The 24,781-nt window shown below is 44.0% G+C and carries 21 protein-coding genes, 4 tRNA genes and 1 pseudogene; 15 read left to right on the top strand and 11 right to left on the bottom strand.

Going from position 1 to position 24,781, the window contains the following annotated elements; genetic code table 11:
* Positions 1-2 precede the first annotated feature (2 nt).
* The 5 genes from AC4BAP_RS16390 (at position 3) to AC4BAP_RS16370 (ending at position 3,732) form a co-directional block, all read left to right on the top strand.
* Positions 3-431 (top strand): hypothetical protein, encoded by a 429-nt coding sequence (locus tag AC4BAP_RS16390; RefSeq protein ID WP_490583750.1) that lies wholly within the window; start codon positions 3-5, stop codon positions 429-431.
* A gap of 49 nt (positions 432-480) precedes the next feature.
* Complete coding sequence (locus tag AC4BAP_RS16385; protein WP_490583749.1) at positions 481-828, top strand: hypothetical protein; 348 nt, start codon at positions 481-483, stop codon at positions 826-828.
* A gap of 46 nt (positions 829-874) precedes the next feature.
* The gene (locus AC4BAP_RS16380) at positions 875-2,005 is read left to right on the top strand and encodes a phospholipase D-like domain-containing protein (protein WP_490583748.1); all 1,131 of its coding nucleotides are present in this window, start codon (positions 875-877) and stop codon (positions 2,003-2,005) included.
* A 63-nt stretch (positions 2,006-2,068) separates the two neighbouring features.
* The gene (locus AC4BAP_RS16375; RefSeq protein ID WP_490583747.1) at positions 2,069-2,671 is read left to right on the top strand and encodes a hypothetical protein; all 603 of its coding nucleotides are present in this window, start codon (positions 2,069-2,071) and stop codon (positions 2,669-2,671) included.
* A gap of 56 nt (positions 2,672-2,727) precedes the next feature.
* Positions 2,728-3,732, top strand: coding sequence for a competence protein CoiA family protein (locus AC4BAP_RS16370; protein ID WP_490583746.1), 1,005 nt, complete (start codon positions 2,728-2,730; stop codon positions 3,730-3,732).
* A 326-nt stretch (positions 3,733-4,058) separates the two neighbouring features.
* Here the strand turns inward: AC4BAP_RS16370 and AC4BAP_RS16365 are convergent, their stop codons facing one another.
* Positions 4,059-4,298 carry a hypothetical protein gene (locus AC4BAP_RS16365; RefSeq protein ID WP_490583745.1) on the bottom strand — a complete coding sequence of 80 codons (240 nt, stop codon included), beginning with the start codon at positions 4,296-4,298 and terminating at the stop codon, positions 4,059-4,061.
* Positions 4,299-4,801: 503 nt separating this feature from the next.
* On the opposite strand from AC4BAP_RS16365, the pseudogene AC4BAP_RS16360 reads away from it, so the two are divergent.
* Positions 4,802-5,818 (top strand): annotated as a pseudogene (locus tag AC4BAP_RS16360) (recombinase family protein); the annotation flags it as partial.
* Between the two features lie 535 nt (positions 5,819-6,353).
* On the opposite strand, the gene AC4BAP_RS16355 reads toward AC4BAP_RS16360, so the two are convergent.
* From AC4BAP_RS16355 to AC4BAP_RS16340, 4 genes are all read right to left on the bottom strand, one after another.
* Positions 6,354-6,437, bottom strand: a tRNA-Leu gene (locus AC4BAP_RS16355).
* A 16-nt stretch (positions 6,438-6,453) separates the two neighbouring features.
* The gene (gene hscB, locus AC4BAP_RS16350; RefSeq protein WP_490583744.1) at positions 6,454-6,987 is read right to left on the bottom strand and encodes a Fe-S protein assembly co-chaperone HscB; all 534 of its coding nucleotides are present in this window, start codon (positions 6,985-6,987) and stop codon (positions 6,454-6,456) included.
* A gap of 288 nt (positions 6,988-7,275) precedes the next feature.
* Positions 7,276-7,566: a putative quinol monooxygenase gene (locus tag AC4BAP_RS16345; RefSeq protein WP_187066526.1), complete on the bottom strand. Its 291-nt coding sequence runs from the start codon at positions 7,564-7,566 to the stop codon at positions 7,276-7,278.
* Positions 7,567-7,921: 355 nt separating this feature from the next.
* Positions 7,922-8,698 carry an SAM hydrolase/SAM-dependent halogenase family protein gene (locus AC4BAP_RS16340; protein WP_490583743.1) on the bottom strand — a complete coding sequence of 259 codons (777 nt, stop codon included), beginning with the start codon at positions 8,696-8,698 and terminating at the stop codon, positions 7,922-7,924.
* Between the two features lie 96 nt (positions 8,699-8,794).
* Between AC4BAP_RS16340 and AC4BAP_RS16335 the strand changes: the two genes are divergently transcribed.
* The 4 genes from AC4BAP_RS16335 (at position 8,795) to thiL (ending at position 14,308) form a co-directional block, all read left to right on the top strand.
* A complete protein-coding gene (locus AC4BAP_RS16335; RefSeq protein WP_490583742.1) occupies positions 8,795-9,835 on the top strand; it encodes a PhoH family protein in 1,041 nt (346 codons plus the stop codon).
* Between the two features lie 130 nt (positions 9,836-9,965).
* Positions 9,966-10,394: a GNAT family N-acetyltransferase gene (locus tag AC4BAP_RS16330; RefSeq protein WP_490583741.1), complete on the top strand. Its 429-nt coding sequence runs from the start codon at positions 9,966-9,968 to the stop codon at positions 10,392-10,394.
* Complete coding sequence (locus AC4BAP_RS16325) at positions 10,394-12,505, top strand: ComEC/Rec2 family competence protein (RefSeq protein WP_490583740.1); 2,112 nt, start codon at positions 10,394-10,396, stop codon at positions 12,503-12,505. Before AC4BAP_RS16330 ends, AC4BAP_RS16325 begins: the two co-directional genes overlap by 1 nt.
* 777 nt (positions 12,506-13,282) lie before the next feature.
* Positions 13,283-14,308, top strand: coding sequence for a thiamine-phosphate kinase (gene thiL / locus AC4BAP_RS16320; protein WP_490583739.1), 1,026 nt, complete (start codon positions 13,283-13,285; stop codon positions 14,306-14,308).
* A 159-nt stretch (positions 14,309-14,467) separates the two neighbouring features.
* On the opposite strand, the gene AC4BAP_RS16315 is transcribed toward thiL, so the two are convergent.
* Together AC4BAP_RS16315 and rlmD are read right to left on the bottom strand one after the other, a co-directional pair.
* On the bottom strand, positions 14,468-14,836 hold the full coding sequence (locus tag AC4BAP_RS16315; protein WP_490583738.1) for a hypothetical protein: 369 nt from the start codon (positions 14,834-14,836) through the stop codon (positions 14,468-14,470).
* 83 nt (positions 14,837-14,919) lie between these two features.
* On the bottom strand, positions 14,920-16,329 hold the full coding sequence (gene rlmD / locus AC4BAP_RS16310) for a 23S rRNA (uracil(1939)-C(5))-methyltransferase RlmD (RefSeq protein WP_490583737.1): 1,410 nt from the start codon (positions 16,327-16,329) through the stop codon (positions 14,920-14,922).
* A 613-nt stretch (positions 16,330-16,942) separates the two neighbouring features.
* Here rlmD and AC4BAP_RS16305 point away from each other — a divergent pair.
* Positions 16,943-17,755, top strand: a complete 813-nt coding sequence (locus AC4BAP_RS16305) for an SDR family oxidoreductase (protein WP_490583736.1) — start codon at positions 16,943-16,945, stop codon at positions 17,753-17,755.
* Positions 17,756-18,145: 390 nt separating this feature from the next.
* Here the strand turns inward: AC4BAP_RS16305 and AC4BAP_RS16300 are convergent, their stop codons facing one another.
* Together AC4BAP_RS16300 and AC4BAP_RS16295 are read right to left on the bottom strand one after the other, a co-directional pair.
* Positions 18,146-19,417 (bottom strand): hypothetical protein, encoded by a 1,272-nt coding sequence (locus AC4BAP_RS16300; protein ID WP_490583735.1) that lies wholly within the window; start codon positions 19,415-19,417, stop codon positions 18,146-18,148.
* A gap of 355 nt (positions 19,418-19,772) precedes the next feature.
* The gene (locus AC4BAP_RS16295; RefSeq protein ID WP_490583734.1) at positions 19,773-20,510 is read right to left on the bottom strand and encodes an SH3 domain-containing protein; all 738 of its coding nucleotides are present in this window, start codon (positions 20,508-20,510) and stop codon (positions 19,773-19,775) included.
* A gap of 69 nt (positions 20,511-20,579) precedes the next feature.
* Here AC4BAP_RS16295 and AC4BAP_RS16290 point away from each other — a divergent pair.
* From AC4BAP_RS16290 to AC4BAP_RS16280, 3 genes are all read left to right on the top strand, one after another.
* Positions 20,580-20,652, top strand: a tRNA-Lys gene (locus AC4BAP_RS16290).
* Between the two features lie 142 nt (positions 20,653-20,794).
* Positions 20,795-20,867 (top strand) — tRNA-Lys (locus AC4BAP_RS16285).
* Positions 20,868-20,996: 129 nt separating this feature from the next.
* A complete protein-coding gene (locus AC4BAP_RS16280) occupies positions 20,997-21,611 on the top strand; it encodes a DUF4403 family protein (RefSeq protein ID WP_490583733.1) in 615 nt (204 codons plus the stop codon).
* A gap of 67 nt (positions 21,612-21,678) precedes the next feature.
* Here AC4BAP_RS16280 and AC4BAP_RS16275 read toward each other — a convergent pair whose 3' ends face one another.
* Both AC4BAP_RS16275 and AC4BAP_RS16270 read right to left on the bottom strand, forming a co-directional pair.
* Entirely contained in the window at positions 21,679-23,040 is a 1,362-nt protein-coding gene (locus AC4BAP_RS16275; RefSeq protein WP_490583732.1) for a hypothetical protein, read from the bottom strand.
* Between the two features lie 88 nt (positions 23,041-23,128).
* Positions 23,129-23,887 carry an ABC transporter ATP-binding protein gene (locus AC4BAP_RS16270; RefSeq protein ID WP_490583731.1) on the bottom strand — a complete coding sequence of 253 codons (759 nt, stop codon included), beginning with the start codon at positions 23,885-23,887 and terminating at the stop codon, positions 23,129-23,131.
* Positions 23,888-24,245: 358 nt separating this feature from the next.
* Here AC4BAP_RS16270 and AC4BAP_RS16265 point away from each other — a divergent pair.
* Positions 24,246-24,327: transfer RNA gene (locus tag AC4BAP_RS16265), tRNA-Leu, on the top strand.
* Positions 24,328-24,781 lie beyond the last annotated feature (454 nt).

The raw sequence follows: 24,781 nt of genomic DNA, 5'->3' as shown, positions 1-24,781 counted from the left end.
ATATGGAAACCATAACCCCTGAACAGGAAATCGAGCAACAGCTAATCCAGGAATTACAAAAATTAAAAAAGGCAGTTGCTTACATAGAAGAAGCAAAAGAAACCACGACTACTTCTGCAAAACTATTAGCGGCAATGAATGCCAGGTATGAGCAGATGAAACTCAATAATACAGATTATAAGGCTGCTGTAAAGATTGTTGAAACAGAGCTTCAGAAAAAGATTGCTTCTGACAGGAAATCAATAACTAATTCATTGCAAGCTGTTAATAGCAGATTTGATTCAATAGAAGCTACTTATAAATCCGAATTAATTGAGTTGAGAAAATCTAACAAGATATTAAAACTCGTAAGCTATGCCAGCTTAACTGTTTCATTGCTTTTTCTAATCAGCTTAATACTGGTTCTTGTTGCTGCTATCAATGATTTATAGTGAAGACTTGTATGGGAATAGGTATACATAAATAAACCAGGTATAGAGAATGAATAACGATATAGAATACATAGTAGAAGATGCTGCACGCATAGTTATTGATAATGTCAGTCTTGAATTAAAGTTGAAGTTAACCCTCGAAGATATCGTCAAGGTCTTAGACATTGAGTTTGAATACCAACAACAGATAGGTTTAACAGACAATAGCATTGAGTTGTGCGGATATCCTTTTCCAATCAATGAAGATGATATGCAAGAGTACATCATCACCGAATGTATGAAAGTTGGCATTCATCTGGCTCAGAACGAAGTAGAAGAGATACTGGAAGCAGAAACTATCTATTTGCAAAAAATAGGTTTGATAGACGAAGAGGGTATGCAATCCTATCATAATTAATGCTTCCTTTTATCTAATACACTTTCTGATTAACCTTTAAAACGATATGACGCAAACTTACTTCTCTGGCATAGAGACAGCATTGGTTGATAACATCAGCAAAGCAAGAGAATCAATTAAAATTGCAGTGGCATGGTTTACAAATTCAAGACTGCTGGAAGTCCTTCTGGTAAAACTTGGTGAAGGAGTTAGGGTAGAGTTAGTAATCCGAGATGACTACGTCAACAATTCAACAGATTCATTGCCATGGTCAGATTTCGTAAATCACAATGGCAGGCTTTACTTTTCATGTAACAGAAAGAAGCTGCATCACAAGTACTGTATAGTAGATTATAAAACTGTTGTTTCTGGTTCATATAACTGGACATATCAGGCAGAGTATGTCAATCAAGAAAATATTATTATCTCGGAAGATACTAAGTTTAGCAAAGGGTATCTCCTAAATTTTGAAGAATTAAAATTGGGTAGCATTCCCGTTGGAGACACTTCGATTCTTAATATAAGGCTGAAATCGGAAGTACCTTCTGATGAAGAACTTTTCGTAATAGAAGAACTCAACCTTATGCATAAATCCTTACATCCAGAAGAGTCTTTATCTCTTGCAGAGAGGTGCTATCATCAAAAGATGTATGTACAAGCTATTGAACAGGTTGATACTCTGTTAAGGAATGGTTATTCTGAGCAAGCTGCATATGAGATTAAAGCTTGGGCTTTGTTAAAACTTGAGAATTTTGACGAGGTTATAGCTACTATCGAGCGTGGACTAATATTGTATGATAATAATCCTGAGTACTACAACGTGCTGGGGCTTGCTCACGCCTGTATCGGGAATAATTCTAAAGCTTTAAAGCTCTTTGATACTGCAATAAGTTTATTGCCAGATGTTACCACATATTACTGGAATAAAGTCATTACATTGAGAAATTCTGGAAGTGACAAGGCTGCACGTAAAGAAGAACTTAATTTGATTAAGGTAGCTTCTGAAATCATTAAGAAGAAGGATTGCTACGATGCTTGCATTGTAATGAAAGCATATGCTGAAAGAGGGTATCTAAAATCGAATCAAGAAGACAGAGAAAAAGATGCTGTTTCAGCTAAAGAAATCTTTTATAAGCTCCCTGAAAATGAAAGAGACCTCCATGATTTAGAAGATATTAATATTCTCTTCAAGAATTAAATAATACATAATTAAAAGGAAGTAATCTTCAATAACTTTATCAAAAGTGAAACATTATAGTAAATGCCCTCATTAGGAAGAATACAAGCTACACTAAAGGCAGGTCAGGAAAGCTTCAGTCACAACAATAAAGCATTAAGTCATACCCTTTTAGACTTCTGGAGGTGGAGCGTATCAGATATACTCAGTAATGCTACCAGAGGTCGCTTAGCTGAGTTCATTGTAGCCACTGCCACTAAAATTGAAATATCGCAGGTAAGAGATGAATGGGGAGCGTATGACCTGTTAACACCAGATGGAGTAAAGATTGAAGTGAAATCGGCAGCTTATCTTCAATCCTGGGAGCAGAAGCAGTTATCAAAGATTTCGTTCAGCACTAAGCTATCCATGCCATGGGATTGGGAGATAGATAAGCGTTCATCTGTAGCAGTTCGAAGTGCCGATGTATATGTGTTTTGCTTATTACATCATCAGGATAAAGCAACAGTTGACCCGTTGAATCTCAACCAGTGGGAATTCTATGTTTTGGCTACTGAGGAACTGAACAACTACACCAGGAGCCAACATTCTATCACATTAAACTCTTTGAAAAAACTTACTACTGCTGTCAGATACGATAAGCTTGACCATGAGATAAAGTTGGAATACACGTTAAATATTAAGTAAGAATGGGATGATGAAAATACAGTTATCTCTTTCAGCTTGTAATTAGCCTTTAAAAAATGGTAGAAGAAAATTTTAGTATTGCATTTGGTATTAACGAAAGTGGAAACCTGATTTCTGTTGATGATGCAGTAAAAGCAGAGCAGTACTACTGTATTGAATGTAGTTCTCCACTAATGATTAAACATGGTCAGATTAGAGAAAAACACTTTTCTCATGTACCAAACTCAAACTGCAATAGGGAAACAGTTCTCCATAAAACAGCCAAAAGGTTAATCCATGATGTAATTAAGCAAAACTTTAGAAATGAGAGCGAAATCAATCTAAGATTAGAATGTGATAGTTGCGATGTGCCACACACTATTAAAATCAAAATGGGTTCTTTTTCCGATTCTAAAGAAGAAGTGAGAATCGGAAACTTCATTTGTGATGTAGTAGGATTCAGGAACAATTCGCCATCATTAGGTATAGAAATTTATCAGACTCATAAAGTGGATGATGAAAAAGGTGAGAACTTAACTTTACCATGGATTGAGTTAAATGCTTCTGATGTAATAAATAACCCGCATGAGTGGAAGCCGATTAAATATAAGCTACAAAAGAGCCTGTGTTTACCCTGCAAGACCGAGAGCAAAAGAGTTGAAGAAGTATGTGCTAAATGGAAAATAGACAGGGATTTATATAGTACTGAAAAGAAGGTAAATCAATCAAAGTATATAGCGAGTACCTCTAATTGCTGGAAGTGTAAACAAGAAATTCCAGTATTTTGGTGGAAAGGTGTGCCTTTTGCAGAAGATACACCTCCACAGCCATCTCCATGGACTATAAGAAATGAATATTCTAAAGCTTATGGGGGAAAATACTATGCTAATACCTGTCCAAATTGTAAAAGTGTACAGGGTGACAATTTTGTATTTCTTGGTTCAAGTAGCCCCTTTAAGGAACTCCAATTAGACACAACAAAACCAGGAGTTGTGAAAGCTGCTATTAGCTACAGAGAGATAAAAAGTGAAAAAGACATCAATGATGTAGTGAATACAATGTTTAGAGGTTTTCGCATTTAGCTATACCGTTCCCAAACAAGGTCATATGGAAGTATTGCTGGCGCTTCGCTCAACTATTTGACCATATTAGAAGCATCAAACAACATTACATATGCTGAAAGCATTTATTTTTTTTACCCTAATCACTGGTATAGTTTACATCCTGTTCTACCCATTAATCAAGAACTCAGTTAACAGAAAGCTGCTCGTTAAGTGGTTCTTTATCTTGTATGCTGTTGCAATCCTTATCTCCACGATAAACACATATTTCTTGTAGGGGAGCATCAGGAATATTGATGGCATTGTCGGTATTGTTAATGTTGATGCTTACAGTTAGGCAATGCCATTTACCCGTCAATATTTAATAAGCTTTTCCATTTACCTGATTCAGCGTAGCATTTTATCACACTGTTTCGCTCTACCAGCAATTGGGTCATATACCTCTCAAGAAAAAGCTTGTCAGCGAACATACCGCATATACCGAAAGGGGAGGTGTAGTCAAACACATCCTGCATCAGCATAATGCCGTTTCCAGCTTCATGGAAGTGGTGTTCATGTTTGAAACGCTTGAAAGCACCCTCCTCCATTTCATCGGCAAAATAAAAGGGGCGTTCATATTCGGTGATTCAGCTGGAAAGATGCTGGCAAACCCCAAAATGCTTTGCCCTCCACGTTACGGACTCACCCAAACATATCAATCCCGAAATAACGCCTGCAATAGCCCGCTCACACGTATGCTCGGTTGAGATAACATGTAAGTCGATGCTTCTGGATGAATCAAAGAATACCTCTGCTGGTGCGCTAATGGTTGTTTCGAGACTTATAATGGGCATAGTGGTAGCAGCGAGTTATATTGAGAGGTTTCTTAAATTGGAACCAGTTAGACGAGTGGTACAACCATTCAACATGCGCCTCATTTGAAAAGGTGCTACTATCTAAAACCTCTATTAATATTTTGACCTTTCAGGTGTGCTGTTGAAGCAAGTTCAGCCGTTAACTATGAAGTATAGTTTAACTCCAAACTAAGTTAGCTAAGCAACATTGATTTTCAAGATATATGTAACTGATTTTAAATCAAAAGCCTTTCAAGATGGAATATGAATACTTTAAAAGGTTTGCACCAGCCCGAGCAAAGGATGGTACAAATAAAGAAAAGTGTGCTGTAATTTATACACGTGTGTCTTCTAAAGAACAACTCACAAATGACAGCTTAGATACCCAATATAAAGAGTGTACAAGCTTTGCATTGAAAAACGGCTTTAAAGTAAAAAAGTACTTCGGTGGCGTATTTGAATCTGCAAAGTCTGATGAAGACCGTAAAGAATTTCGAGCGATGCTTAACTATGTCACCAATGACAAACATAAAATCGGGGCTATCATATGTTTTAACTATGACCGATTCTCAAGAACAGGTTTGCAAGCGATTGAAATTATATCGCTGCTGCAACGCCATTCAATCAAAGTTTATTCAGCTATCAACACTTTCGACCCAGAATCTATTGAGGGGAAAGTTATGTTGACAATGACCTTGTTGCAAGCAAACATTTCTAATGTGAATAAAAGTCTGGATACGAAGCGGAAGATGAGGGAGAAGATTAGTAATGGCATTTGGGTACACAATTGCCCTCGTGGGTATGCGAGAGATGAGAAAAAGAACATTTACATCACCAAAGAAGGTGAGCATATCAGAGAAGGCTTTAAAATGCTCTTACAGGGCTTCTCGCCAACTGAAATACAGCGGTTTTTGCATCTAAAGGGATTAAGAGTTAATACTAAAAGATGGGCTGAGATATTTAGAAATCCTTTTTACTGCGGTATTATGCTTTCCAATTCATTTGATTATAAACCAGTGGAGGGGAAGCATCCCAAACTTGTATCGGTACAGGAATTTAAACGAGTGATGGAAATTCTAAATAGAACTGAACATCCAAAAAACGCTGATTTCACAGTTAACCATGGAGTTCCGCTCAAAGGCTACCTAAAATGTGCAAACTGTGGCACCAGGTTTACTGGATATCTAAACAGAACGAAGAGAAGGCATTACTACATCTGTAACAACAAGGAGTGCCGTTCCAATGTCTCTGCTGCAAAGGCGAATCAGGAGTTTGTTGAACATCTCAAAGTTATTGTTCCGATGTCTATTGGGTCACCTCTCATAACTAAAAGACTGGAAGAGTTATTTATCGAACTGGACAACATTAACTCAATGGATATCCAAAGCAACGAGAGGGAACTGGTTTCGGTAAAATCGAAAATAAATATGTTGGCTGATAAATTGCTTGCTGGCGTTGTATCGAATGATTTGTTCAAAGAAAAACTTAGTGAACTTGAACTTGAAAAGGAGAGATTAGAGGAACTGTTGGAAAAGCAGCAGATTAATTTATCGAACCCGAAAGAAGTTGTTAGAAAATGTGTGCGATATGTACGAGAATCACCTTTTCTATGGCAGAATGAGGGTTTTGCGGTTAAGCGAAGGGTACAGCAAACAACTTTTAAAGGAGATATTTATTACGACAAGAAAAATAGCCGTTATCGAACTAAAGATGTAAACTATTTATTTCACATAATCAACTTATTGACAGCGAGTTATGGAAACAAAAAAGCGGACTTATCACTCGAAATAGTGAATAAGTCCGCTCAAGTACCTTGGGCCGGAGTCGAACCGGCACGAGTGTTACCTCATTGGTGTTTGAGACCAACGCGTCTACCAATTCCGCCACCAAGGCAAATGGTGTTCCTCGATCAGGAACGTGCTGCAAACTTAGATAAAGTTTCCTGAATACGCAACAGGTATTTTTTCTTCAGATAGTATGTTTTTATCTCCTGCAGGGCCTCCTCTTTGGTAAGTCCGTGTAACTCAGTGTATCGCTGCAGAACAGGCAAAATATCGTTGTCCATGGTAGCCATAATGCCGCTACTTTTTTCTCCGATCTCGTGCAGTTTGTCGGCATCAAAATCGAACTCCAGCTCCATCAGTTCCTCGTTCAGCTCCATCATCTCCATTAAAAAGTCGGAGGGGAGTTCGTTCTTCCCTTCTTCCAGCAGCCCGTGTTCTTTTAGGATGTACTGCATGCGCAGGTCAGGGTCGGAGAGTGTTCGGTAGGCGTTGGTGTTTTGCGTGCTTAACTGCAGAATTTCCTCCTGTTTCTCCTGTGGCTCATTGGCGTAAAAGTCGGGGTGGAACTCGCGGCTAAGCTGGTAGTATTTTGCCTTCAGCGCTTTTTCGTCAAGTATAAAGCTTTCAGGTATATCGTAAAATTCGAAGTAATTTTTCATGTTTTATAACAGGTTGATCTGCTCGCTAAAGCAATTTATACTTTGCAAAGGTACAGTAAAAGCAGCAAGATTGTTTAAAACAGTTTCTCAGACCTCGCAGCGTTCCATGACCTCGCAGCGTTCCCGAAATACTCCGGGACAGGTCTCCGCTCCTGCGAGCGTCTAAAGAGGTAGAAAGTTAAAGAGTTAGAGAGTTAGAGATTTAAAGAGTTTTGATATTCACTCATACGCTCATTCATTCACTCATTATTGCAGGAAATAAGACGCTCGCTGCGAGGTCTTTGCTATTTATACTTTTACCTGCACATTAGACCACGCCTGAGGTTTATCTGCAAACAACGCTTTGGTTGCTTTCCATACCTGGCCGAAAAGCTCGGAGTCGCGATAGTTGTTCAGGTGTTCTTCGGAGTCCCAGAGGCTATAGGTGCTGTAAATGTTGGGATGGTTCAGGTCTTGTAAAAGCTCCACGTGGTTGCAGCCCTCAAAAGCCCTGATTTTATCTTTAGAATTGCGGAATATCTCCAGGAAGTCAGCTGTTTTATCTTCCTGAAACGTCATTCGGACGATGCGAATTAACATAATTGTGAATGTGTGTATGAGTGATTGAGTGAATGGGCTTCCTGCAAAAACAGGCGATATTGAGCCGATTACGGTCGAAATTAACAAGAAGTATTGACTTTGCCTCAGAGAATACGCCTTTCAACAACCAGCAACCAATAGTCAACACACATCCTTACACCCGACAAGACGCAAGATATTGCGTTTTTACGATCAATTAAGGGATAGCAAATGTAGAAACCTATTTCCTTGTGGCTACAAAGACGCAAAATATTGCGTCTCTACATCACGAGTAACGAACAACTAATAACCAATAACGAAATCATTTTGCGTTTCAACATCCCGAATAACGAATAACTAACAACCAATAACGAAATCACGCTCCAGGATAAAACCGCACGTCTACCTGCGAGTCGAAGCCGAGACCTAGCAGCTCGGCTGCATGGCCCTGATTGATGCCGATGCAAAGCTGTTCCTGGCTATTGTAAGTACAGCAGCAGTCGCCGTCGTCTACCTGGTTGTAGGTAGGGTGAATGCGGCCCACAGTTTCCCTTCCGAAATGGATCGTGTAAGTTCTGCCGTGGGCAATGGTTTCCACGCACTCGCGGGTGATGTTGGTGATCAGGTTTCCATAGCGGTCCACGTGTATGACGTGGCCAGTAATGGAGTGGTCGTTGAGGCGCAGCTGGCGGTTAAGCAATTGCCTGAAACTTTGGGTGCGTTCGCCTAAAATCTCCAGGTCGCCGCCATTGGCCAGGTATACAGCCGCAGGTGCCAGCAGGTCCTTTGCCGGGAAAGACATGAGCGGTTTGTCTGTATTGATCTCTACAACCATTTCTGGCTGCCCGTCTGTTAAAAGCGAAAGCAAACCGTTGTCGGACATCAGGAAATAGTGGCCTTTATACTTTGCCGCATGATATTTGCCCTGTTTATTGCCGTGGGTGTTTACGGCCACCAGGTGCACCGTACCTTCCGGAAAGTCACGGAAAACAGCACTCAAAACATACTCGGCCTGCGCGATGTTGTAAGGCTCGATACCATGCGAGATGTCCACGATGGTGGCATCAGGATTTTGGGTAAGTATTTTTGCTTTTACAGCGGCCACATAATGGTCGGTGTACCCAAAGTCAGACAGAAACGTAATTACAGCCATACTACGAACTATAATTTGAGTAGATTTGTATTAATATATATGTAATTTAGTTAAATTATAGTAATATAACTAACAAACTATATTTGAGGTAAACATTTGGTAGAGAAAGTAATAACCCTAGAGAATATTTCTCTGATTGATTTTCTGGGGACAGAGAATCAAAACATCAAGCAACTGGCTGCGGCTTTTCCGAGCAGCAAGATCATTTCCAGGGGCAATGAAATCAAAATTCAGGGGCAAACGCCCGAAATCACTAAAATTCACGAAATTCTCGCTTCTTTAATTGACCACTACCATAAATTCGGAAAGATTACGCATAACAGCGTAAATAGATACCTTTCTGCTGATGCTTTTACGGATGAGGAGGTAATTGTTACCTCGCCGGACGTGATTGTGTATGGCAGCAAGGGTGGCATTATCAAGGCCAAAACCCCGAATCAGCAGAAGCTGGTGGATGCAGTTGAAAAGCATGACCTTATTTTCGCGCTTGGTCCTGCGGGTACAGGTAAAACCTATATCTCGGTGGCGATGGCGGTGCGTGCCCTTAAAAGCAAGGAGGTAAAAAAGATCATCATCTCAAGACCTGTGGTAGAGGCCGGCGAAAGCCTCGGTTTCCTGCCCGGCGATATGAAGGAAAAGGTGGATCCATACTTACGCCCGATCTATGATGCCCTGGAGGACATGATACCGGTTGAGAAGCTGAAGTATTATCAGGAAAACAAGATCATTGAGATTGCGCCGCTGGCTTACATGCGTGGCCGTACACTGAACAATGCCTTTGTGCTGTTGGATGAGGCTCAGAACACGACGCCTGCCCAGATGAAGATGTTCCTGACACGTATGGGCCCGAACGCCAAGGTGATGGTAAACGGTGACCGTTCGCAGATAGACCTGCCACGCGGCCAGCGTTCCGGCTTGTTTGAGGCCATGAACATCCTGCGTGATGTAAAGGGCATTGCCTTCGTGGAGATGAAAGCTGAGGACGTAGTGCGCCATCGCCTGGTAAAAGACATCGTGAATGCCTACAGCGTAATGGAAGAAGAACGACGCGCTGCCAAGGAGGCTGCCGATGCAGCCTTGAACGGAGAGCCTGTAAAGCCCATAAACGGTACCAAACGGAAACGCAAGGTAGAGTAAGCTTTAGCAGATGAAATATGACTGCAGCTAAATTTAGTAGCCGCAGTACTTTAACTTTGTAAAATAGAGACGCAATTTTTGCGTCTCTTAATTTTTATACCACGTTTAACAGATTTATACTTTTTTACCCATGATCTCACTGAAGAAAGTAGAGAACGAGCAGGAAATGCAAACAGCGCACAGCATCAGGATGCAGGTTTTTGTGGAAGAGCAGAAAGTGCCGCGCGAGGCTGAATGCGACCAGTACGAAGCAACCGCCACGCATTACGTGGCAAACTTCGATGGTGTACCCTGTGGTGCTGCCAGGTGGCGCAAAACCGAAGCTGGCATTAAGCTGGAGCGATTTGCCGTGTTGCAGCCTTACCGTAATAAAAAAGTGGGTGCACGTGTGCTGGAGGAGGTACTAAAGGATGTAAAAGAAGCACACCCGGGAAAAAAGATCTACCTGAATGCACAGTTGCCTGCAGTTGCTTTTTACAAGCAGCATGGCTTTGAAACAGAAGGGGAGATGTTTACAGAGTGCGATATACAACACTATAAAATGGTATACAAAGGCTAATGTTACGGTGGGCGCCATATCCGTTTGTGCGCATCACGCTTAGCTTTACGGCAGGTATACTGCTTTATATCATCACGGGCAGGGAGTTTAAGTATAGCTTTGGACTTCTTGCCTTTTTCTTTTTAGCATTCGTAACAGCCACCCTGCTTTCCTGGAAGTATAAATCCGAAACAGTAACCAATACTGCCGGATTGCTGGGGTTGTTAGGTTTTTTTGCTGCAGGTCTGTTTACTGCCCATTACCGCACTGCTACGCATCACCCGCTGCACCTTTCTCATTTGCCAGTTCCGCCAACACATTATTTAGGCACAGTTCAAGATTATGTGTTGCAAAAACCAGGTTACCAGAGCACTGTGCTGCAGGTAGAGCAAGTAAACGTAAATGGCCAGTGGCGGCAGGCATCCGGAAAAGTGCAGCTATCCGTGCCCCATGACAGTGACAGAACATTTGAACTTACATACGGCGACCGGCTTTTAATTAAAGGCGCCCCACAACTGGTTTCAGCGCCTTCCAACCCGGCGCAGTTTAACTACAGGCAGTATCTTGCCAACAAGAACATTTACCACCAGCACTACCTGCGCACCTACCAGTATCAGACAATTGGAAGCGACCCTCACTCAAAAGTGCTTTATTTCAGTATACAGCTCCGGCGCAAACTGGATAGCGTGCTGCAACTCCGCCTGGAGGAGCAGCGGGAATATGGCATTTCATCTGCGCTTATACTTGGGGTAAAAGACGAACTCGATAACAACATCCGGAACGCCTACTCCCAGACAGGTACCATGCACGTGCTGGCAGTGTCTGGCTTGCATGTGGGCCTGATCTTTACCGTTCTGGTACTGCTGCTTTCAAAATTTAACCGCACCGCGCAGCAACGATTTGCAGTGGCCATACTTACCCTGGCCATACTTTGGCTTTACGCCTTTATTACCGGGCTGTCGCCGTCGGTGCTACGTGCTGTGCTAATGTTCAGCCTTGTAACAATTGGCACGGCGCTGGGCCGAAACACGAATATCTATAACACGGTTGCCATTGCAGCTTTAGTATTGCTGTTCATTAACCCTTATAATTTACTGGAGGTGGGGTTTCAGTTGTCGTTTTTGGCAGTGCTGGGCATTGTGTATCTGCAGCCTCGGTTTTACAATCTGCTGGAAATTGATAACTGGTTCCTGGATAAAATTTGGGCTCTGTTTACAGTTGCCATGGCCGCCCAGCTGGCTACCTTTCCGCTGGGCATGTTCTACTTCCACCAGTTTCCGGTATACTTCTGGCTGGCAAACCTGGTGGTGGTGCCGCTGGCAACGTTTGTGCTTTGGTCGGGGGTAGCGGCGCTGTTGTTAAGCTGGGTGCCGGGTTTAAACTGGCCGCTCTTTAAAATACACTTCGGATTTATCTGGTGCATGAACGAGTTTAACCTGTGGGTGCAACAGTTGCCGCAGGCCATCATTAACGGTATCGACATCACGCTGCTGCAAACTATACTTTTATACTTACTGCTACTGGCTTTTATACTTTTTCTGGCCCTTAAAAAACTCCGTTACCTAAGTATAGCTACAGGCATAGTAGCCATACTTTCGGTGCAGGAAATACTGGAAACAATGCAGCAGAAGAGACAAAGTACGCAGGTTGTACATAGCTTAAGGGGCAGCACCGGTATATCGCTAGTAAATGGGCAGCAAGCCGTCCTGTTAGCCGACTCCGCATTGTTGATTAACCAAGGCAATTATACGTTTAATGTGCAGCCATACCTTTGGCAGCAGGGAGTGCAGGAACCACGCTTTGTTTCGCTGGAGCATAGTACACAGGAAGCAACTCCTTTTCAGAAACTGCCAGATGGGAATCAACTGTTGGTGGCTAACGGAATCCGGTGGCTTATACTTTCAAATCCGCCCTCACTTCAGCCCGTTGGCAACTTTGCTGTGGATTTTATACTACTGCGGAAGAATGTGCGCATTAAGCCAGAAATCTTGACGAGTTATACTTTTGATAAAGTTATACTTGACGGCTCCAACAGCTTCTGGTACCGGGAACGTATGCGGAGGGAGTTAAGTGCAGCAGGTTTGGCCTTTCATGATGTGATGGAGCATGGGGCTTTTGTAGTGGGGGAGTAGTAAGGGGTAAACTGTTCTTCAATACCGGGGCCAACTACCTATACCTTTCATTTCTAAGGAAATCAAATTTATTGTTTTGTCATATCAACATTTAATACATTCTTCTTTTTAGCTAGCTTTTCGCCTCGCCGGCTGGGCCTTACTTTTCTCCTTGATGAGAAAAGTAAGCAAAAGAATCAAGACGATTTTGAACTCGCTGAACGCTCAAACAAAAAATCGTCATTGGTGCACATTGCTAAGGTTGTTGCGCTAAGGGGAGAGTATAAATCACACCCCTGCAACCCTTTCAAGAAGGGAATTTTCAGTACACAATTGAAACACCCCGCAACCACTCAAGAGGGGAGTGCCTATACAACATGTTTTATACTTGCTTTCCAGTTATTACAGCCGCTGGCTAAGAAGTGTCGATCCCAGCCTTTGGGTGGGGGAAGGGGCCCTCGATAAAGAGCGCCTTGTAGCTGTTGCGGTGCCGAACGAAGTGAGGCAGCCGGAGCAGAGCGTAGGCAGCTTCAGGTACACAGCGCGATGCTAAAAGGCGAGGCCACGCGGCCTTGAGCGCACCAAAGCTTAAGTTGAAACTTTATGCAAGCAAGACAGAGAATAACAGGTGTTAGATAGAAAGGTAGAGAACTGATAGATATACTGTTCCTAGCTAATACGCCTTCTACTGTTATGTGAGTAGAATACTCAATAAGAAGGGGGGAGTGAGGTTATACCTACCTCTCTAGCACAAACAAACGCTTTTCCGTACCTTTGCATCTCCAAAACGAGAAAGACATGAGCGAATATACACCACTAAGCGAAGTAGGCGAGTTTGGCCTGATCAGGCTGATAAACGAGAAGATCGAGCTTCGCAATGAATCAACCATTAAAGGCATAGGCGACGATGCGGCTATTTTAGAGCCAGGAGAGAAGCAGATCGTGGTTTCTTCAGATATGTTGCTGGAAGGCGTGCATTTCGATTTGACGTTTTGCCCGTTAAAACACCTTGGCTACAAAGCGATAGCGGTAAACGTATCAGATATTGCTGCCATGTATGCCAAGCCGACTCAGGTTACGGTTAATATTGCGTTGGGTGCACGCTATACCGTTGAAGCAGTGGAAGAGCTTTACGAAGGCATCCGTATTGCTTGCGAACACTATAAAGTAGACCTGGTTGGCGGTGATACAACCTCATCGCATGGTGGCCTGGTGATCAGCGTTACTGCTATTGGCGAGGTTGCAAAAGGTGAGGCAGTGATGCGCAGCGGGGCCAAAGTAAACGACCTTGTCTGCGTAACCGGAGACCTAGGTGCCGCTTACATGGGCCTGCAGATTCTGGAGCGCGAGAAACAGGCGTTTATGGCTAACCCTGACATGCAACCGGAACTGGAAGACAAGCAGTACATTGTGGGCCGTCAGCTACGCCCGCAGGCACGTATGGATGTAGTTTATGACCTGAAGGAGAAAGGCATCAAGCCTACATCGATGATCGATATTTCTGACGGGTTAGCATCTGAACTGTTCCATATCTGCAAGCAATCTGGGGTTGGAGCAAGAGTTTACAAAGACAACCTGCCAGCTGATGAGCAGATGCTGCAAACTGCCCTGGAGTTCAACATCGACCCACTTACCTGCATCATGAACGGCGGTGAGGACTATGAACTACTGTTTACAGTACCAATGGCAGACCATGAGAAGCTGAAAAACCACCCGGATGTAAGTATAATCGGCGTTATAACCGAAGAAAGCGAAGGCATCAACCTGGCCACCAAACACGGCAATGTCTATCCGCTAAAAGCCCAGGGGTGGAGTCATTTTTAGAGCGCAGTGCGATCTGGACACAGGACGCAGGACATAATACACAGGACTTATACAATAATTTTGACAATAAAAAAGGGAGGTGGTAAGCCTCCCTTTTTTATTAATATTATCGACTTAAAAAAGTCTTAAATCTTGTGTCTTAAGTCTTGTGTCTCAAAACTAATCCTCCGGATAAGGTATAAACACAAAGCTCTGGAAGTCGCCGTCTGCTACGAACAGGCAGCAGAACTCGTCCGGGTCTTTGTAGGCTGCTCTAAACTCCTCAACTTTGTCTGGCATGATAAGCTGGCGCTGCACAAAGTCTTCTAAGTATGAAGCGTTAATGTGCCACTCCAAAGCCACCTCCTCTTTAGCCAGAAACACGGAGCCAACCGGCAATTGTGTGCGGCTGAAAACAAAGATCGGGTACTCCGAAATTTTGCGTTTGCGCACCTGATACGATGCTTCCTTCAGTGTCTCGGCCACTACTACAAAATCCTTCGAGATAGTGCCCAGGTACTTACCGTTTAATTCAGGGTCGTTGTACATATCTATAATGGACGTAAGATTTCAGACACAAGACACAAGATTTATGAATAATGTCTTACGTCTTGTGTCTGAAATCTTGTGTCTTACTTAGCTGTTAACAAAACTATATTTTCTACGTGGTGCGTTTGCGGGAACATGTCCACGGGTTGCACACGGGTAACATCATACTTTGTGGAGAGTAATTCCAAGTCGCGTGCTTGTGTGGCTGGGTTGCAGCTAACATACACAATGCGGTTAGGGTGTGCCTGCAGCAGTTTCTCTACCACATCCTGGTGCATGCCAGCACGCGGCGGATCTGTGATCACTACATCCGGTCTGCCGTGGCGCTCGATCAACTCATCCGAAAGTATGTCTTTCATATCACCGGCATAAAAAGTAGTGTTGGTGATGTTGTTGATCTGCGAGTTGATCTTGGCATCCTCAATAGCGCTCGGTACATACTCGATACCAATTACCTCGCGGCATTGCCTTGCCACAAAATTGGCAATGGTGCCAGCGCCGGTGTAAAGGTCATAAACCAGCTCGTCTCCTTTCAGGTCCGCCAGCTCGCGGGTAAGTCTGTAAAGCTCGTACGCCTGGTCGGCGTTGGTTTGGTAAAATGACTTAGGACCCACACGGAACTTGATGCCTTCCATTTCCTCGTGGATGTAGGGCAGGCCTTTGAAGCAAATTACATCGAGGTCGTGATAAGTCTCGTTGCCTTTCGGATTTACCACATACTGCAGCGAGGTGATTTCCGGGAAAGTAGTAGCCAGATGCTCCATCAAGGCTTGCATTTCCTCCGGTCTGTCTTCAAACACCTGTACAATCACCATCAGCTCGCCGGTGTTGGCCGTACGGATGATGAGGTTGCGCATGTAGCCTTCCTGCTTCACGATGTCGAAGAACGGCAGGTCATGCTCTTTGGCATACTTTCTAACCTCCAGCCTGATTGCGTTGGATGGGTCTGGCTGCAGGTAGCAATGCTTTATATCCAAAATCTTGTCGAAGCGGCCCGGGATATGGAAGCCCAGCGCATCGCGGTCAAACTCCTCTCCCGACTGAATCTGCTCGTTAGTCAGCCAGCTGGTATTCGAAAAAGTATACTCCAGTTTGTTACGGTAATAGCGGGTTTTCTCAGAGCCAAGTATAGGATCAAACGCTGGCAAAGCAACTTTACCGATGCGCTCCAGGTTGTCTTTTACCTGCTTCTGCTTAAAGTGTAGCTGCGTGTCGTAGCCGATGTGTTGCCACTTGCAACCGCCACACACACCAAAATGTTCGCAAAAAGGCTCTACACGCAAATCAGAGTACTCTCTGAAAGCTACCGGAACAGCCTCCATAAAGCTTTTCTTTTTGCGGGTAACGCGCAGGTCCACCACGTCGCCGGGTGCCACGCCAGCCACAAAAATAACCATGTTGTCGTGGCGAGCCAGGCACTTGCCTTCCGCCACCATGTCCTCGATCTGGATATTCTCCAGTATCGGTAATTTCTTTTTATGCTTATTTCTCACGATGATGCAAAAGTACGAAAAACTTGTGTTGGATGGTTAAATGGCTATGTGTTGAATGGTTATTTGTTGTTAGTTATTGGTTATTCGATTGTAGAAACGCGATATCGTTAATCGTTGTTAGTTATTCGTTGTTCGATTGTAGAGACGCAATATTTTGCGTCTTGTCTGCTACAACGCAGAAGATCTCGTTTATTTTTGACATTGTAGAGACGCAATACCTTGCGTCTTGCCAACAACAGCGCGAAATTTCCGCTTCAGCGATACCTGTTAAAGTATAAAATCTAAGTATGGATTACTTTCCGGACCTCATAGCGTCTTCCAGACCTGTGAGCGTCTCAACGTTATAGCAAACAAGACGCAAGGTATTGCGTCTCTACAAACTCCAATAACGCTTGACTAACAACCAATAACTAAATCTTCTGCGTTGTAATAAACAAGACGCAAAATATTGCGTCTCTACATACCCCAATAACCAATAACCTACAACGAATAACGATATTTCGTCTCTACAATCGAATAACGATTAACAAATCAACCATTTAACAATTCAACCATCAACAACCACCAATTAACCATATCTTTGTAGCTGCATTAATATCAGGACCAAGTATAGATGAAAGATAAAGTAGTTCTTATTACAGGCGGTACATCAGGTATAGGCAAGGCCTTGGCTTTTGCGTTTGGCAGGGAAGGGGCAAAGGTCGCTTTTTCGGGCCGGAAGCAATCAGGATTAGATGAAACAAGTGCTGAGCTATCTGCAGCTGGCATCGATAACCTGGCTATACAGGCCGATGTGAGTATAGAGGTTGACTCTGAGCGGATGGTGCAGGAAACCGTTAACAAGTATGGTCGCCTGGATATTTTGATCAATAACGCAGGTATCTCGATGCGTGCTTTATTCGAAGACCTTGACCTGAGTGTGCTGCGCCAGGTAATGGACATCAATTTCTGGGGAACTGTATACAGCACTAAGTATGCGCTGCCATACATTAAACAAGCCAAAGGATCCATTATAGGCATTTCATCTATTGCCGGTTATCGAGGCTTACCAGCTCGAACGGGTTACTCTGCCTCTAAGTTTGCCATGCACGGCTTCTTGGAAACACTGCGTACCGAACTGCTGCATTCTGGTGTGCATGTGCTGCTGGCTTGTCCTGGATTTACAGCCTCTAACATACGCAACACTGCCTTAGCTGCCAACGGACAGCAGCAGGGCGAAACACCACGTGAAGAAGAGAAGATGATGAGTGCAGAGGAGGTGGCAGATCGAATTCTGGTAGCTACTAAAAAACGCAAGCGCGACCTGGTAATGACCACGCAGGGTAAAATGGCTGTCTGGATAAACAAGCTGTTCCCAAGCCTCGCCGACAAGCTGGTGTACAATGTAATGGCTAAAGAGAAAGACTCTCCGCTCAATAAAGGATAAGTATAATTAACTCAAGTTTAGGTATTTGGTAAACCGGGTAGGTGTAAACACACCCCTGCGCCCCTCTCAAGAGGGAAATTTTACCTCCCTCAGCCCCTCCTTTTGTTGAGGGCCCCTACCCCCAGAGGGGAATTACATGCACGAGCAAGATTCCCCGCCTCTGGACTAGTCAAGACGAGCGTTTGGAGCTAGCGAGCGCAGCGCTTTTGGGGTGGGTTAATCGCAGCCTGAGTTAATTACGCGTAAATAATCAATAAACTTGAGGTAATTAAAGAAACAGGCCGCTGCAAGTATAAATTTATACTTGCAGCGGCCTGTTTCTTTACTCCTTATCCAGAAGAACTACAAACAGTCCACGAATAACGAGCAACGATCAACAATCAACGTCAATTAAAAGTACATTCTTCCGCCACCTCCATCGAAGCGTGGGTTTACGATGTTGTTGAATATGGAGCCGAACCTGTAGCGAATTCCGAAGTTAAAGTAGAAATCGTAGTTGGAGTTTAGCTGCCTGCGGCGGGTCAGCAGGTCTTCGCCGGTTACAGTGCCTTTTAAAATGTTCAGCTGGTCATGCTGAATGGCATAATAACCGCCTACGTTAAACGACAGGCCTTTCACAAGCCTTATGTCGGCATAGCCTGAGAAAGTGAGTCGCTTCTTGGTAAGGTCGTGCAGGTAATGGCTGTAGGTAGTAGATCCGCTTAGCTGTCCCCATTTCTGGTTAAAACTCATGTCCAGAGAGAGGCTTTGCTGAAAACGCAATTCTTCATGCTCAGAGTAAATCGTCTCCTCCATGTATTTAAAATAGCGCGGACCAGCCTTATACATCAGGCCTACATACTTGTTGTTGGATTCTGAGTAAGGGTAAAAGTTATACTCTATGGCAGGCGTAAGCTCCAGCGCCAGATCGTAATTGTTGTAATCGGATTTAAGCGCGCTGAAGTAACCACCCGCTGATAGTTTATTGGTAAGCGACCATACCGTGGTATTGCTGAGGTTATAGCTTCTGTTGGTGTAAGTGAACTCCGCATCGCCTTCCCCGAAACGGTTGTTGCTTTCACTGGCATTCGTTGAGAAGCTGGTCTTTAGTTTATCGGTTACCCGATTGGCGCTGAAACCACCACTCAGGTAGTTGCTGGAGTAGTTTTTGTCGCCGCTGAAATAGCCACGCATGTTCACGTTAAATACCCAGAAGTTCCAAGGATCTTCGGTAGGCGCAGTTGCAATTTCGGAGGCTTGGTCGGCACCTTTAAACGAAATGAGCAGGTCTTTTGCCTTGTCTGTTTTCAGCAGAAAGGGGAGTAGCCCTAGTTTTATCTTGGCAACGGCTTCCTTGCGGTCTTCATCGTCGGTGGCTGTGGCCTGCCTGATGTAGCTCAGGTTTTCGGTCATGCCCTCAAACTTGCCCTGGCCCACAAACTGAAGCTTATACTCGCGGCCTCCGCTACCAGTGCGTTGCGACGTTATCTGCAAGTATACATTGGATTGGAAGCGATCGTTTACATAATCCACAAACGTGATTTCACGCTTTATATAGTCAGAGTCGCAGAAGGTTTGGCAGTCGATAAAAACCCGCAGGTTATCGAACTTGGTAGCCGGTATCTGGGCCTGTGCGCACAGCGAAACCAGCAGCATAGCCAGCAGCAGGAGGTTTGTTTTCATGTGAGAGTAAAGTTTTAGATTTTGATATCTGTAAATATACTATTATGTATATATACAAAGTACAATACCCTCAGTTTTTTTATGATGTGTTATTAACAGGCCAGATTGGCGTTTAACTTAGAAGCTGTTTAGAGTTTTAGTTAAGAAGTATGACTTCGCCATTGTTGGTGTTTTTCACCAACAATTAAAAGACGTTGACTATTATACTTGCTGGTGAAAACACGCAGCAAGGGAAGGCAGAGTAGACTTTAATAAACTATAAACAGGCTCTATTATTAGACCTGTTGCCTGTAAATGAAAAGAAAAGGTATCCTTGTGTGAGTCTAACAACAAATAACCAACAACGAATAACAAACTACGGCAACTCCAGCAGATTGCTTTTGCGGATGTAAGCTTTGGAGCCCTTCCATTTTATCTCGTACCAGATATCCTGCTCGCCGGTAATGGGTACTTTGTGGCCCTGAGAGGCCGTTGCCAGCCACGATGCCCCCGCAGATGGCGCAGACATGATAGCCACATTGCTGTTTCTGATGATGCCGGCATCGCCCAGGTTGAGGTAATTGATGTAGTAAAGTATAAACAGCAGGTATAAGGTAAAGCCGATCTTGAACTGACGTGTAAACTTGTGCCCCCTTCGCCAGCTAAAAAACATGATAGTAACCGTAACCACAGCAGCCAGCAACATCAGTTCCAGTATGCGCATGTAGTATTTGTTGAACTGTGTTTTAAAGAACTGCAGATCGTTATACTCATAGCCTTGCAAACGGTGCGCTTGTGCCAGCTCCTCCATCTTTTTTAGGGTAGAACGGCTTGGCTCTTTGGTATAGAACATGTGTAGGTAGTACATGGCCCCGGTATAATCGCGCAGCCCCTCCTTTATGTAGGCCATTTTAAGCAGCATTTGAGGGGAGTATACCTGTTGGTTGTGCAGTACTTCTTCGTATAAGCCCAAAGCCTCGGTATAATGCTGCTTCAGAAACAAAGAATCTGCCTGTAAGAGCGTAGAATTATCTGCCTGAGAATAAGCTGGTTTTATAAAAAGCGTTAAAAAAAGTATCAGAAACGCCGATATTTTGAACCAAAGATTTTGCATTTAAACAGATGGTTGTTACTTTTGCATCGCAATTCAGGGAAACGTCCTTGAGAATGCAAGTTACTAAAAGATTCCGTAGCTCAGCTGGTAGAGCAATACACTTTTAATGTATGGGTCCTGGGTTCGAATCCCAGCGGGATCACAAATGAAAGCGAAGCCTTTTCGTGCAGGAAAGGCTTTTTATTTCGGCTCTTGTAAAGGAGTTTTGCAAAACCTGAAAATTTATTTTGCAGTTTAAAATAAAGCTTCTAATTTTGCCCTCCCAAACAACGGGAAACAGTACCGATTCCGTAGCTCAGCTGGTAGAGCAATACACTTTTAATGTATGGGTCCTGGGTTCGAATCCCAGCGGGATCACTTCAGAAGCCTCAAACAACAGTTTGAGGCTTTTTTTATTTATACTTGTGTCAACATTTAGCGTATTGCTTTTGGTGCATGTAACAAGGTGCGTATGCGTATCTGAAGCAAAATCCCTAACCAACAACTATGGAAGAACCCATCAGAATCTCCCTGCCCGTATCGGTGTCTTACCCTGCCCTGGAAACTGTGTTAAAAAAGCAATTAGTTGGTGAGTACCTGCCCAAACCCGAAGAAGGAGCTGAGCCCTATGCACAAGTATTGGATGTAGGTATAAGCGGCAGCAGTGCGGCGACCAATGAGGTTATACTTCGAGTTAAGGTAAGCATACTGCGCACCGTAATGAAGCGCGACAACGTTGACCTTTACGTATTGGCAACTCTGGGATATGACAATGCATCGCAGCAGTTGTTTGTGGAGCAATTCAGGCTAAGCTCACGTACTAGCAGTACTTTTTACAACACGGCCCTGGAGGTAATGGTAAACAAGGTAGCTTACAGCCAGATCATCAGGAAAGCCAATATCAGCCTGAACACCATTATTGCCACAGAATTAGCTAAAGCAAACGCCATGCTGAGCGAAGGGCTGGAAGTAAAGGAAGGCATTAAACTGTTGGGGGTAGTAAAAGAGGTGCGTGTGCAAAACGTAACACTGTTGCCTCAGAAAGTAACTTTAACAGTTGAAGTAAGCGGCAGTTTGGAGGCCAGTATACAGGACCTTTCGGGGCTAATGCAATTTATGTAGAGAATCAGAGTAAATGTTACTATAAAAGTATAAGCCCCGGCAATTTGATTTGCCGGGGCTTATACTTTTAGGCTTCTGCCTTAAACAAGGTCTCGAACAGCTTATACTTATAGCTTGGGTACTCTTTAAGCACAGCCACCAACGCAAAGTACATTACGCCAAGCAATACCGGGTAGATGAGGTATAGCACGGGGTGCAGCAGTGGCAGGAACAGCATGCCGTAAAGCGCCATCCCCAGAAAGTTGTAGAAATATGATGATTTCGCCTCAAAACTAAACAAGCCGCCTTTTATAGCTTTTGGGCTGATGATGGACACGATAATGCCGAATGGGGTAAGGAGCAGCACAGAGGCAATGTACATGGCCACAATAAACATTACATTGTCGTGGTTGAACAGCGTTACATACAGCACCGTTAGCGCGGTATCCATGAGCAGGGGCACGCGCAGTGGCAGCAGGCTGGCCTTTAGAAAATCGGTGAAATTGGTACTTGTTCTCTCAATAGAAAGCCAAAGGTTTTTATAAAATCCCCAGGCATTGTTAAAAACATACGAGTAAATGATCATCGGGCCTACAAACACCCATAGTATCAAATTCTCATCAAAAAGGTGCGTTCCGGTTTTATAAGAAGAGAAGGCATCCACTGCCAGGAAGAAACCTTTGAACACAAGCCCAAACAAGATCATCTGCTTGGCCAGTTTATGGTTTTTGAACAAGCGCCATCCCAGGCTGCGACGCGCATTGGTGCTATAGGTCACTTCACGTAATTTGGGCTCAGCTGCGGCAAGCTCAACAAAATAATTAGCCAAAATCAGGGCACCAAGGCTTGCCAGGTGCACGATCATGTATAGCCATTCATCAGATGCCGTAAACATAGGTGCCTGCACCTGCAGGGCTATAAAACCGCCTGCCAGCACTACCGCCGAAACAAAATTTATACTTAGCCAGCGCATACGCCGTTCCACAAGCACCTGCAACGACCTCAGTGTAACGTGTGCCGTGAACATGACAAGCATACTTTGCAACAGGTGCAACAAGGTATACTCCGGCGACATCAGGAAAAGCAGAAACAGAAAGTTGATAAGTATAAAATAGAACGGCGACACCAGTTCTACCACCAACTCCGTCCAGAACTTCTGCAACATCCTGACAGGGTAAATGCGTGGTATCAGGTTAACCTTAGGCACATAGGCCGGAAAGAACCCGCGCAACACAACAATGGTAAGCAGAAGCAGGTTGGCATACTGCAACACCTTTTGCACACTGGGATTAATGCCGCCCATGTGTGCCTTGGTAAGAAGCATTGAGAAGAACCAGGCGTAAAATGCCGAGCCCACTATACCCAACGAGAGTAACAGCACACGCTGCATCTTTTTCTGCCTGAAAAAGCTGGCAAAGCGTGCCCGGCATGAGAATAATATCAGGTCCATTTAATCTAGTTAAGAGTTAAGAGTTTAGAGTTATGAGTTGAATGTTAATTGTAGAGTGCACTTTTAACTTTCAACTTTTAACTCATAACTAACTAAGCATCCAGTCGAAGTTGGTTTCTACGTTGTGGTGTGGCAACAGCAACTGGAACAGGGCCTGGTCTATCAGGTTTTCCCCGTTCATGGTAAACTCCTGCACAGAGCCGTTATACATCAGGTGCCCATCATTCAGCACTCCGATATGTGTGGCAATTTTTTCTACGTAATTCAGGTCATGCGACGAGATGAGCACCACGCGGTTTGGCGTGCTGTAGTTACGGATCAGGTTTACGAGCAGCTGCGCAGCTATCGGGTCCAGGCCGGTGAACGGCTCATCGAGTATAAGCACGCTGGGCTTGTGAAGTATGGCAGCGGCAATTCCCACTTTCTTTTTCATGCCAGTGGAGTACCCCGCGATGTTCTTGTTCAGTGATTCTTTATCGGTGAAAAAATAATTGGTTAAGCTGGTGATTCGCTCCGCAGCCTCAGTAGAGGATAATTTGTAGAGTTTAGCCACAAAGTTAAGGTACTCCAAACCGGTAAATTCTTCTATCAGGGGATTGTCTTCGCACAACGCACCCAGGTTCTGCTTCACTTCAAAGGCCTGCTGGTGGTAGTCGCGGCCAAACAGGGTAATGGTGCCGCTGTCTGGCTGCACAAGGTCGAGTATGCAGTTCAGGAAGGTGCTTTTACCTACACCATTCTTCCCTAACAGGCAGTAGCACTGCCCCTGGTCAATTGTTAAGTTCAGGTCGCTTAAAACCTGCTTTTTTCCGTAAGCCTTTGTTAAACCTGTTATCGCTATACTCATATACCTCTGAAACTAAATTGCCAATCCTTTAATAGCCAAACAATTACCATTTAATAAGGTTAAGGATTGGCTTCCTTTTGTTCTAATTACCTGCAAGAAAGGCTGATCGTTTTACAAGCGAAAAAGCCCTTGGCCACACAAACCCGACTGTGCTTATGTTTTGAACATGTACTTAGGCTTAGTTGGTTTCTGAAAAGCAGAATAAAAAGATATTATTTTCTGAAGTTTATCTAAGCTGCTGATTTTCTTGGAGAAAGTATATTTTTTAGCGCCAGAACTATGTTGAGAAACTGCAGCTTGAGCGTTGATAGTTGCATATATCGGGCAGGCTATTTACTTTTGCAACCACTTACTACCAGCGCACGTGGTGAAATCGGTAGACACGCCATCTTGAGGGGGTGGTGCCTTCGGGTGTGGGAGTTCGAATCTCCCCGTGCGCACTCTTCTTTTTTACTTCTTCTTCTTTATAGTTTCTGCTTTCTACTTTTCTTTGAACTGCCTGTTCTTGGGTAATTAATTTCTGCTGTTCTTTCTAATGGCAGCTGATCCTCAGTCTTACTTGGCTATCGTTTCATAGTTTGCTTTGGTGCGCTCAAGGCGGGGGAAGGGGCCCTCTTTTCCTGCGCATGCGCGCTGCCCTTGCGGGCACCGGATCTCACAAGGCGGCTCTTTAAAGAGGGCCCCTACCCACTACTGTTCGAAAGCTTTCACAAATACGTAATCTATAAGGATGTATTAAGAAAGGAGGTTGTTGTGAAGGTGAAGGATTTGCTTTTGTTTATTCCGGATAAGGATCTTTCTGAACTGGCAGCCCAGACCCGGGTGGACCATCAGGTCAAAAAACTCAGCGGCAGGGTGATGTTCCAGCTGCTTTTGCTCTCGCTGCTGGAAGGG

Source organism: Pontibacter sp. GD7 (genome assembly GCF_058216375.1).
Note: the sequence above shows the minus strand (reverse complement) of the source record. Positions and strands in the feature narration are given on the sequence as shown.